The organism is Microcoleus sp. BM001215392 (assembly GCF_036700185.1).
Classification (GTDB): domain Bacteria; phylum Cyanobacteriota; class Cyanobacteriia; order Cyanobacteriales; family Microcoleaceae; genus Microcoleus.
Genome location: NZ_JAUBOJ010000267.1, coordinates 1 through 10,581, shown reverse-complemented (window position 1 = coordinate 10,581; position 10,581 = coordinate 1). Strand labels below are relative to the sequence as shown.

The 10,581-nt window shown below is 44.7% G+C and carries 10 protein-coding genes and 1 pseudogene; 9 read left to right on the top strand and 2 right to left on the bottom strand.

Annotated elements, in window-relative coordinates; translation table 11 throughout:
* Nucleotides 1–35 precede the first annotated feature (35 nt).
* A complete protein-coding gene (locus tag QT974_RS23635; RefSeq protein WP_442933207.1) occupies nucleotides 36–971 on the top strand; it encodes an RNA-guided endonuclease InsQ/TnpB family protein in 936 nt (311 codons plus the stop codon).
* On the opposite strand, the gene QT974_RS23630 is transcribed toward QT974_RS23635, so the two are convergent.
* Nucleotides 961–1,569 carry a hypothetical protein gene (locus tag QT974_RS23630; protein WP_333470857.1) on the bottom strand — a complete coding sequence of 203 codons (609 nt, stop codon included), beginning with the start codon at nucleotides 1,567–1,569 and terminating at the stop codon, nucleotides 961–963. The genes QT974_RS23635 and QT974_RS23630 overlap by 11 nt on opposite strands.
* Nucleotides 1,570–2,388: 819 nt before the next feature.
* Here QT974_RS23630 and QT974_RS23625 point away from each other — a divergent pair.
* The 8 genes from QT974_RS23625 (at nucleotide 2,389) to QT974_RS23595 (ending at nucleotide 10,229) form a co-directional block, all read left to right on the top strand.
* Nucleotides 2,389–2,955, top strand: coding sequence for a COP23 domain-containing protein (locus QT974_RS23625; protein WP_333470856.1), 567 nt, complete (start codon nucleotides 2,389–2,391; stop codon nucleotides 2,953–2,955).
* A 44-nt stretch (nucleotides 2,956–2,999) separates the two neighbouring features.
* A complete protein-coding gene (locus QT974_RS23620; RefSeq protein WP_333470855.1) occupies nucleotides 3,000–3,626 on the top strand; it encodes a S1 family peptidase in 627 nt (208 codons plus the stop codon).
* A 2-nt stretch (nucleotides 3,627–3,628) separates the two neighbouring features.
* Nucleotides 3,629–4,867: a COP23 domain-containing protein gene (locus tag QT974_RS23615; RefSeq protein ID WP_333470854.1), complete on the top strand. Its 1,239-nt coding sequence runs from the start codon at nucleotides 3,629–3,631 to the stop codon at nucleotides 4,865–4,867.
* Nucleotides 4,868–5,298: 431 nt separating this feature from the next.
* Nucleotides 5,299–7,512, top strand: a complete 2,214-nt coding sequence (locus QT974_RS23610; protein WP_333470853.1) for a phosphoketolase — start codon at nucleotides 5,299–5,301, stop codon at nucleotides 7,510–7,512.
* 179 nt (nucleotides 7,513–7,691) lie between these two features.
* Nucleotides 7,692–7,910 carry a hypothetical protein gene (locus tag QT974_RS34830; protein WP_442933206.1) on the top strand — a complete coding sequence of 73 codons (219 nt, stop codon included), beginning with the start codon at nucleotides 7,692–7,694 and terminating at the stop codon, nucleotides 7,908–7,910.
* Nucleotides 7,911–7,925: 15 nt separating this feature from the next.
* Nucleotides 7,926–8,288: a Uma2 family endonuclease gene (locus QT974_RS34825; RefSeq protein ID WP_442933208.1), complete on the top strand. Its 363-nt coding sequence runs from the start codon at nucleotides 7,926–7,928 to the stop codon at nucleotides 8,286–8,288.
* Nucleotides 8,289–8,448: 160 nt separating this feature from the next.
* A complete protein-coding gene (locus QT974_RS23600; RefSeq protein ID WP_333470852.1) occupies nucleotides 8,449–9,570 on the top strand; it encodes a DUF262 domain-containing protein in 1,122 nt (373 codons plus the stop codon).
* Entirely contained in the window at nucleotides 9,570–10,229 is a 660-nt protein-coding gene (locus QT974_RS23595; protein ID WP_333470851.1) for an MAE_28990/MAE_18760 family HEPN-like nuclease, read from the top strand. The genes QT974_RS23600 and QT974_RS23595 overlap by 1 nt, the downstream gene beginning before the upstream one ends.
* Before the next feature lie 33 nt (nucleotides 10,230–10,262).
* On the opposite strand, the pseudogene QT974_RS23590 reads toward QT974_RS23595, so the two are convergent.
* Nucleotides 10,263–10,581: pseudogene (locus QT974_RS23590) on the bottom strand (type I restriction endonuclease subunit R); the annotation flags it as partial.

Sequence of the window (10,581 nt, the reverse complement as noted above, 5' to 3'; positions counted from 1 at the left end):
ATAAACGCAGATAATTTTAGGGTGTTTTCCGATTTTTGCAATTCAAGTCTATTCAGTATCCGCAGTCAGTCAAAATTGTTGATGGTTTCCTCAAGTTTCCCGGTCGTGTCGGCATTGTTAAAGTCAAGTTACATCGACCGATTGAAGGAATTATCAAAACTGTAACAGTCAGCATGACCCCTTCAGGAAAATACTATGCCTCTGTGCTGACAGAACTCGAAGGAGACAAACCAGTGGCTCACACCGATGGAAAAGTTGCAGGAATTGACTTGGAATTGAAAGATTTTGCTGTTGTCAATGATGGTATCAAGACATCCAAATACCCTAATCCTAAGCATTTAGCAAAACATAAACGCAACCTGAAAAGAAAACAGCAAAAACTAGCCAGAAAGGAGAAAGGAAGCAAGTCGAGAGATCGAGCCAAGAAACTGGTTGCTAGGGTTCACGAACGAATCAGCAATGTCCGTCAAGACTACTTGCATAAGCTATCCAGAAAGCTTGTTGGCGATAACCAAGTCATCGTAGTCGAAAACCTTCACGTTAAGGGCATGGTTCGCAACCACAAACTAGCTAAAGCAATTTCTGATGTAGGTTGGGGGATGTTTGTCAATTTCTTGCAGTACAAACTAGACCGTGAAGGTAAAGTGTTGGTAGAGATTGACCGATGGTTTCCTAGCTCGAAACTCTGCTCAAATTGCCACTATCAGGTGCATGAAATGCCATTAGACGTTAGGACATGGACTTGTCCTAATTGCGGTACTGATCGCGATAGGGACCCAAACGCCTCAATAAATATCAGAGCAGAAGGAATCAGAATGCTATCGGTCTTGGGAACCAGGACTGCTGCTGATGGAGGGGATGTGAGTCCGAAGCCGGGACGTAAGTCTAAGCTGACGCAATCCCCAATGAAGTCAGAAGCCCACGCTGTACCTCTATGTCAGCGTTGGGTAGTTCACGAGATTATTCTCTAACGGTACTCACAATGTCCTCTCCAACCTCTGTAAAACGCACAGTTTTGATTTGCCAAGGAGCATAACTCGTTAAGGTTTGGCGCACGCCCCCGAACAAACCTAACATCTGACAACTTGACAGATTTTGTAATTTCTGGCGGGAATTGCCCGATGCCCGTAAATCTACGGTAGCAATTCCGAGGTCGCGATCGATTTTAAGCCGATAACCAACTAAACCCAGACTCGCGAATATCTCTTGCTTTAATACTTCATTAACGGCCGATGACATTAACTGGTTCTCTGGGCCTGTAACTGTTGCTGGCTTAAGACTTTGACAAAGATTGTCTACCTCATAAACCGCAACTGTTGCCGTGATTTCTGATACTTTGGTACTCGCTAAAACTGAGTTCACAGAGTTAGAGGGCTGCGTTACTCGAGCCGATCGACTATCAAGTTGATTGCCCGTTAGCTGTAGGTGTGGGAACTGATGGCTGCTTGCTGAGGGTTGGCTCTGGTTTTCGGCTGATTTAGCTGCTGCATCGTAGCTAGAACAACTGCTACCCCCGATCAAAATTAATCCAGTCGCTAAATACCCGAACTGTTTGCAGATAAGGTTCATAACTTTTTAATACTCAACTAAACATCAGTGTAGGTCGGGCGAAATTTTGGTGGTAGCAAGCACTTAATCCCTGATTACACTCACTTAGAAGTATTTCCGCAGTACGAAGACGAAAATAAGTTCAGAGTTCTTGTTTAATAGTCCGGACTGTTTTTAGAGCGCCGTCTGAAATCCTTGATTTACAAGGGAAGAATATCCTGTGCCTCGTTAGCATCGGCCTCGCAGAGGATCGTCATGAAACCATGATTATACGGTCGGTAATCAAAAAATGTCCGAAATGTTGCTTGCTAATACCTTTGTTTTAGTGTTAAGTTACACAAGAGGGGTATCTCCCCTCATTGGTGCAACCCTGCCTTCTTCGTATCTCCGCAGATCGACCAGGCGATTTAAATCGCAAGTTAGATCAAATACCTTGTCAGTGGTGTGATGTACCCCATGCAAATTTAGCTATCCCAAGGTCTGAGGTAACAGCCTCTTTCCGGTTGGCGAAAGCTTGAGTTTGATAGTAGTAATGACGACAGAATTTAGACTCTTGCCACGTATTGCGGCATGGTTCAACAACCGTGCCGAAAGCACCGCGATAAGGAATCTGCAAGTAGCGAACAACATACAGAAGATTTCAGCAAACTGAAGTACAAAAAAAACTGGTTTCCCTAGGGCTGCACCTGTCAGAGTCGGCCATGATTCCGAGTTTCTGATGTGCACTCGATCGAGCTGAAATTTGCTGTGATCCGGATCTCTAATTAACTTGCGTATCAAGAGTATTATCGCAGAATCAGGTGCTTTTTGTAACAAATCTACTAAAAATCAAGCGAAAACATGATCCAACAGCAATTGACCAAAGTTTTGGCGACAACAGCGATCGCCCTGAGCAGCCTGACAGTGGTTTGTGAACCCACTCATGCCCAGTCTTTAGCGAAGGAAAGTGGATTTTGGTGCAGCATCTCTGGCGGTGTACCAGTGACGATGTACCAAAACCCTCAAGGTGCCGTAGAGCCTTGGATTGAGTGGACTTCGGATTATTTCTCCGGTTCTGGGTACAATCCCACAACTCGGTGTCAATTAGTCAGCCAACGCCTCGAAAGCTATCGCCGCAACCGAATGCTCAAGTACATTACCGTTGGTCAGATGAACGGGCAGAACGTGATCTGCACGGCGAATCAAGTCAATGGCATTTGTCAAAATTTGATTTATACGCTCAGACCCGGCCAAGACCCGATCGGCTCTTTGTATAATTTGTTAGCTTGGCGCCAAGGTCAGGTAGGGATGCCATCTACGGAAGAAAGCGGTTATATTCCTTACATTGATGTCAGAGCAAAGCTAGGGGAAAATATTACTGATGAGGCGCGACTGCACCCTTTTTCCCAGCCCTCGGAACTGCGGTAAAGATTGCCAAATTTCCAATCTCACCGTCAATTCCGGGGGATGACGTGGCAAAGTTGGCGCGTCAAACCGCAGTACGCATCCAGACGGCGAAATCTTCGGGTTCTGGGGCGATCGTCCAGCGCCAGGGACAAACCTATACTGTGCTCACTAGCTGGCACGTTGTGGCTTTTGACAGGGGCGATCGCACCATCGTTACGAGTGACGGCCTGATCCACCAACTGCTGGAAGTTCCGAGGCGCTTGGGCGATACGGATCTGGCGACTGTTGAGTTTCGCAGCGCGATCGAGTATCAAGTAGCACCAATTGGCGCGCAGCCGGCAGCCGTGGGAGAGCCGCTGCTGGCTGTCGGATTCCCCGCAGCTACTGGGGCCTTGGCAGTAGCTGCGGGGTTCGTAGAACTGCTGCTGTCAAAATCTTTACCTCAAGGGTATAGCTTGGGCTATACAAATGAGGTTAAAATTGGGATGAGTGGGGGCCCGATTTTTAATGCTAAAGGTTTGTTAGTTGGGATTAACGGTCGAGGTAAGCATCGAGATCCCGGTTTTGGTGTCTATGCTTTTGAAGATGGAAGTGAACCGACGCCGGAATTATTGGAAAAAATGATTAAATCTAGTTGGGGAATTCCTATCAGTACATATTTGCAGTTCGTCTCGTCTCATCCAGGGAGTTAGCGATGAATTCGTGGGGTTTGCGGTTTAATGTGTTGACCGTCATCTTGACGGGTGCAGTAACTGTGGCAGCAATTGTCGGTCAACAATCTACTGCTTGTGCCAAAACAGCCCAAGAAATTGCCGAGTTAGCGATGTTTACAACTGTGGAAGTGAACAACACGCTGGGTTTTGCGGCTAGTGGCTCAGGAGTAATTATTGCTAAACAGGGGAATGTTTACACTGTTCTGACGGCGAATCACGTAGTGGCAAGTCTCGCCCAAGAATACAGCATTCGCACTCATTTAGAAAAAAGCTATATAGCAATCAGAGTACAGCGACTCCCGAAAAACGATCGCGATATAGACTTAGCTTTAATCCAGTTTCAGAGCCGAGATCGGTATCCAGTAGCACCAATCGGCGAATCGGAACGTGCTGTTGTCGGTTCTACTATTTATGTTGCTGGCTATCCGCTCCCCATCGCCTCTGGATCTGAAAGAAAACTCGAATTTACTGCTGGTATTATCTCTTCTCGCCTCGGCCGCGCATCATCCGGGTACGGATTGCGCTATCAAGCTGTGACAAGGCGTGGGATGAGTGGCGGGCCTGTATTTGATGCTGATGGCAGAGTTGTGGGAATTCACGGCCAAGGAGATACTGTTGGTACGGTGCAGAGCCAGTGGAACGGTCAGACTGAGGAAATTAAAACTGGGTTGAATGCCGCAATCCCGATCGATGCTTTTACGGCGTTGCGATCGCAAACCTTACCTAACGGGTTTGATATTCTCAGCAATATTGCCATCAGCCGCAGCTCTCCCCAAACTCAACCGAATCTCCAGAGGGGCGGATTTGTGTGCGATACCTCAACAGGAGAACCAGTGACTGTATATCAAAATCCCCAAGGGTTTAGGGAACCTTGGATTCGCTGGAATTCTAATTTCTTTTCTAGTGCTGGCTACGATCCTCTGACTCGCTGTCAACAAGTGACTCAGCGACTGGATAATTATAACCGCAACAAACAGCTTAATTATGTCACTGTCGGTATGGTAAACAATCAAAAAGCTATTTGCACGAGCAGCCGGATTAACGGGCCGTGCGAAGGTTTGATATACACGTTGCGCCGCGATCAAGATCCGGCTCCTGCACTTAGCACTTTCTTTGTTTGGCTGGCGAATCAAAAGGCTAGACCGTCTCTTTTTGAAAGCGGCGCTCCGATTTATATTAATCTTGGGGAACGGCTGGATGTAGATATTGCCGAGCCGTAGAGGAATAGTTGGGAGTTGACAGTTGGGAGTTGAGAGTTGACAGAAGGAAAAGGGAATCAGGAATAATATCATGTCCGGTTGATTACCATCACAAAAACCGTTTGTAGTGCGGACTTTAGTCCGCACTACAAACCTTACTTATTGGGGTCAATCGATCGGACGCGATAGAAAGGTTACGCTCAAGGTAAAAAAAGAAGAGGGCTTTTCGGCTTCGCTCAAGGTAAAAAGAAGGAAGACGGAAGAAGGAAGAGGGAATAAAATTAATAGTTTGAGCAATCAACAATGTTGTCACCGCTTTGGGGATTCCTGTAAAAATTTGAGATATTTGACTGATTTATGATTTGACCTAGCAGAAGTGATGATTTTTTGCAACACAGAAGCTATAAAATTACTGTTACTTAATCCAAGTCAAAATTTTCAGGTATTAAAGCATGACTGCAACTACGCCGAAGGCAACGTCAGCAATTCCCAGTTTTTGCGAAGGAATCCAGTATTTCTCGGAGAATATGCCGGGTTTTGAGACTTACGGGAAAACACCTGCGATCGCCCAAGGAAGCAATTCGATCGCCGATCCAGCAGATCCAGCCGCCGTCTTTCAAACGATGCTCGGAGCAGACGCTCTGCGCTACCTGACGCTGCAAATCACAGCCAGCAAGGCATCGGGACATCCGGGGGGGTTTGCTAGCCAAGCTGAAGCCTACGCTGCATTGGTGATGCTCGGACACAAGAACATTGTCACCGAAGTCGGACACCACGCACCCGGATTTTACAGTGCCATGTTTCTCGATCGATCTTTAGAAGACATGGGAATTGTCAAAGTGCAGCAAGCGCGCGATAAATTCCGCGAAAAAGACGGTTTATTAGGACATCTTTCCGGCTTTATTCCCGGCCTTTTAGCACCAGCAGGCCCCCTCGGACAAGGACAGCATTTCGCAATGGCGGGCGCACTTTTGCACCCCGGAAAACTGTTTGCTTTCACCATGGGCGACGGCGGCATGGGCGAACCCTATCCGATGAGCAGCATGGGGCATTTCCACACTGCTTATCCGAAGGCTACTAACTTTTTGCCAGTGTTAGTTTGGAACGGATATTCGCAAGAACATCACAGCATGGTTTCGACTAAAACCAATGCGGAAATGATTGCTTATTGGCAAGGAAACGGTTTTAAAGAAGTCATCTTAGTTGATGCTAAGGAATTTGACGACAAAAATCAACCGGAAGCTTATGTTGACAGCACAGCTTTTTCCCTCGAACAGCGGATGGCATTTACCAAAGCTGTTTTACAAGGAGTTGACAAAGCAGCCAAATCTGCTCTCGGCGGCAAATTAACTGTGTTTATTATCAAACAGTTAAAAGGTGCGGGCGTCCACGCATTGGGTGCAAAATCCCACAACCTTTATCCGAAAGATACCCTCGATGCTCCACACATTATTAGCGCTTTAAAACAGCGGGCTTTGACTGCTGAGGCGTGGCAGTTGGTGCGGACAAATTGCGAACGTGCTGGTGGCGGGCCTGCTGCGAAAACCGTTGTTACTGAGTTTACATTGCCGCTAGCAGATTTGGGCGAGTTGCCTTTAGAAGAATTTGCCGTTGGTGGAGAAGCGAAAATTTCGACAACTGCAATGGGACGTTTGGTAGGAACTGTCGGCGAGCGCGATCGCACTTTTCTTGTCACCAATGCCGATGGAAACGAAGCATCGGCAATTGCCAACATCAACCAAGCTCTGAAAATTATTCACCCGACGACGGATGACTTGTACAATCAATCGCCAAACGGTCAAGTTTACGAACCTTTGAGCGAAGATGCTTGTGCGGGTTTAGCCGTAGGTTTGTCGCTATTTGGCGCGCGCAGTTTGTGGTGTTCCTACGAATCTTTTGCCATTAACGGTTTACCAATTTGGCAAACTGTCACCCAAGCAATGGCAGAATTGCGCCGTCCAACTCCGGCAACTGTCACCTTATTTACAGCGGGTGCTTTAGAGCAAGGCCGCAACGGTTGGACGCACCAACGCCCGGAAATTGAGGCTTATTTTGCGGCGATGATGCGCAACGGAAATGTGTTTCCTTTGTTTCCACCCGATGCTAACAGCATTCAAGCTTGTTACGATTGGGCTTTGAGTGCCAGAAATAAGGGAGTTGTGATTACTGCGAGCAAGTCGCCGTTGCCAATTCGGACGACTTTTGCACAAACTCGCCAAGGTTTGGAAGACGGTGCGATCGTGTTGCATGAAATAGCAGGAGATAAGACAGTTGTGTTTGCAGTTGTTGGCGACATGACTTTAATGCCAGTGTTTGAAGCGGCGGCATTTTTGGAAACAGAAGGCATTGGAGTGCGGATTGTTTCTGTTGTGAATCCCCGGCGTTTGTACCGTGCTAGCGATGTTGCCTGGGATACTTGTTCGGAAGCTGACGGCGGCTTTTTGAGCGATGAGAAATTTGCCCAAATGTTTGGCGGAGATGCCTTGATTGGCGTGACAGGCGGTGCTTCTGGGATGTTGGAACCGGTTATGCTCCGCAGCAATTGTCCGCGCGATACTTTCGCTTGGAAGCGCGGGGAAACTACTGCTAGTGCGGGTCAGTTGATGGCGTTTAATGGGTTGACTGCTGAGGCCTTGACTAAAAGGGCGATCGGGTTAGTTCATTAAGTTAGAATGTGAGAGAGTGCCCCTGCCTGGTTTTAACTAGGTTAGTTCGCGATCGCACAGACTCTACTTGTAGGGTGCGCACTGCGCACCTTACTACTACAAATAATCCCAAAATTCAAAACTTGCCTCCAGGATTAGAGGTAGGGGCTAGCAATATTTAAAATAGGATAGTTATACCTATGACACCAAAACTTTTAGAACAAACAGTTACCCTTCCCGAACAGCGATTGCTTCTCCCCGGTTATTATAGTTGGGAGCAATTTGAGGATCTCGAATCTTTGATCGCCGACTCTCCTGGTTTGCGGATAACTTATCTTGATGGGTGGATCGATTTTATGACACTGGGCGAAGACCATGAAAGCTTTAAAAAGGCGATCGCTATATTGCTAGAAGCGTAATTTTTTGAACTCGTAATCGAATTCTTTCCTGTAGGAAGTGCAACTCGCAGAGATCGGGCAAGAGATGTATCGTTTGAACCAGACGAGTCTTATTATATAGGTTCAATAAAAGAGCATCCCGATCTAGCAGTGGAGGTAACAATTACTAGCGGGAGTACAAATAAACTAGCTAAATATCTGCGACTTCGCATTTCTGAAGTTTGGTTTTGGGAAAATAATCGACTTTCTGTTTATGGGCTGCGCGAGGATAATTACGAGCAAGTTTCAAGAAGCGAGTTGTTGCCAGAGTTGGATTTAGAATTGCTGGTGCGCTGCGTTTTGATGCCTTCAAGGATTGAGGCAAGGACGGAGTTTATTCAGGGTACTCGGCGGCAGTAATTTGGTTACCCAATAGGACTTACGCAACAAATCGTTTGATCTGCTATAATCTACAGGGTTAAAGACTGACTTTCTGTCAGGCGCAACGGAGTACAGTAGAATAGCTAAGTATCCCTATTCTGCAAAGTTATACATAACAACATTTAACACACCTTGAACTATGTCCCTGCAAGATGAGATTGACAAAACAAGGCAAGAAATTAGGACTGATGGCTACTCAATGTCTATTGGAGAGTGGATCAGTCTTTATGAGAGCAGTGAGATTGATATTCATCCAGATTTTCAGAGATTTTTCCGTTGGTCCGATCATCAAAAATCAACCTTTATAGAATCACTTTTGCTAGGTATACCTATTCCACCAATTTTTGTTAGCCAAAGAGATGATGGTGTTTGGGATGTTGTAGATGGTGTTCAGAGACTATCAACAATATATGAATTTGTCGGTATTTTGAAAAAAGATGAATCAGAAAAAGATGAATCAGAAAACAATACACAGCCAGTAGCTCTACAAAAAACTACATATTTAGATTCTTTAGAAGGAAAGAAATGGAACGATCCAAATGACAAAGATAATTCTTTTACTCAAACACAGCGTTTATTGATTAAACGCTCAAAAATTGCTGTCAATATTGTTGAGAAAGAAAGCGATGAAATGATTAAATATGAGCTGTTTCAACGACTAAACACAGGAGGTTCAGTTGCTACACCTCAAGAAGTGAGAAATTGCATTCTTTTGATGTTGAATCAAGATTTATATCAATTGATGCGTTCACTGGCAGATTATGAAGCATTCAAAAAATGCACGGCTTTAAGTGATAGACTTTATGAAGAACAGTATGATATGGAGTTAGTATTGCGTTTCATACTTCTCTTCGATCAAGATGAGCTAAGCCTTCACAAGTTGGGTGGTGATGTTAGCGTTTTCCTGACAGATAAGATGCGTGAAATCGCTGTTAATAAAAAATTAGATTATCAGCATATAGAAACTGCATTCAAAACAACATTCGATCTTCTAAATGAAATTACAGGTGATGATAGTTTCAAAAGATATAAATCTGAACAAGACAGGTTCATTGGTGGTTTTATATTATCCGCATATGAAGTGGTAGCATTGGGAATCGGATATAACTATAAAAATCTACCTCAAACAAACCAAATATCTGATAAGATAAAAGGTATTTGGTCACATCCAATTTATCAAAAATGGTCGGGAGCTGGCGTGAATGCTGCAAGACGTTTACCTTACCTGATTCCGCTTGGTAGAGAAGTATTTTCACCCTAATGAGTATCCGAACTGCTGGACAACTAAGTGATAAACTTTCAACTGATCTTGCTTGGCGAAAAAAGGAACTTTCAGAAGTTAAATCCTTGGTAGAAGCGAAAAATGTTTCTCCTCAAAGGCATAATGCGTTGATTCGGAGTGGAATATGTATTCTCTATGCCCATTGGGAAGGTTTTGTCAAATTAGCATCAAATAGTTACCTAGAGTATGTTGCGATGCAAAAGCTGCGCTACGATCAGCTTAGTAGCAATTTTCTAGCTCTGGCAATGAAGACAAAATTGAACGAAGCTAGAGACACAAATAAACCATCGTTATATATACCTATTTGTGATTTCTTCCTTTCTAATTTAAATACTCAATGCTCTTTGCCATACAAAGACAAAGATGCAATTTCTACGGCATCCAATCTGTCTTCTGACATTTTAAAAGAAATAACTTGTACTCTGGGAATAGACTTTTCAGTCTACTCTACTAAGTCCGTGTTAATCGATATTAAGCTTTTGAAAACAAGAAACGAAATTGCACATGGTAACTATTTGACGGTTGACAGAGAAGAGTATATAGAGTTACACACAGAAATTATGGGAATGCTTGATATATTTAGTAATCAGATTCAAAATGCTGCTGTTAATAAGGATTATATGCGGAATTCACCTTAGACAGGCGAGAGCCCAAATCGTGCAATCATTGCACTAAAATGGTCTAAATGGGTAAAATTGTAAAGTGACTCCTTGCCCTAAATGCTTCAAGATTTGAAACGCCGATCGCAATTCACTTCGTACAGTATAAATCGAAAATGCCCGCGATAACCCGTATTCGGGTGTAGGTTGAGCCATCAGTTTCACAAACAACACATCATCGCCATTCGTCAACATCCCAAATCTCGGTTTATCCAGATCGGGATTTGCCATCATGTATGCTAATGCGATCGGTAATGCCGATCGCGTCGAAATCGCAGTCTTCTTACACTCCAAAACCATTACCCAAAGCTGCTGAAGCAAAATCAAGATA

What these genes read in the sequence shown, in the direction of transcription:
- QT974_RS23630 (WP_333470857.1), bottom strand. Translation starts at nt 1,569, where the DNA reads ATGAACCTTATCTGCAAACAGTTCGGGTATTTAGCGACTGGATTAATT.
- QT974_RS23625 (WP_333470856.1), top strand. Translation starts at nt 2,389, where the DNA reads ATGATCCAACAGCAATTGACCAAAGTTTTGGCGACAACAGCGATCGCC.
- QT974_RS23615 (WP_333470854.1), top strand. Translation starts at nt 3,629, where the DNA reads ATGAATTCGTGGGGTTTGCGGTTTAATGTGTTGACCGTCATCTTGACG.
- QT974_RS23610 (WP_333470853.1), top strand. Translation starts at nt 5,299, where the DNA reads ATGACTGCAACTACGCCGAAGGCAACGTCAGCAATTCCCAGTTTTTGC.
- QT974_RS34830 (WP_442933206.1), top strand. Translation starts at nt 7,692, where the DNA reads ATGACACCAAAACTTTTAGAACAAACAGTTACCCTTCCCGAACAGCGA.
- QT974_RS23600 (WP_333470852.1), top strand. Translation starts at nt 8,449, where the DNA reads ATGTCCCTGCAAGATGAGATTGACAAAACAAGGCAAGAAATTAGGACT.
- QT974_RS23595 (WP_333470851.1), top strand. Translation starts at nt 9,570, where the DNA reads ATGAGTATCCGAACTGCTGGACAACTAAGTGATAAACTTTCAACTGAT.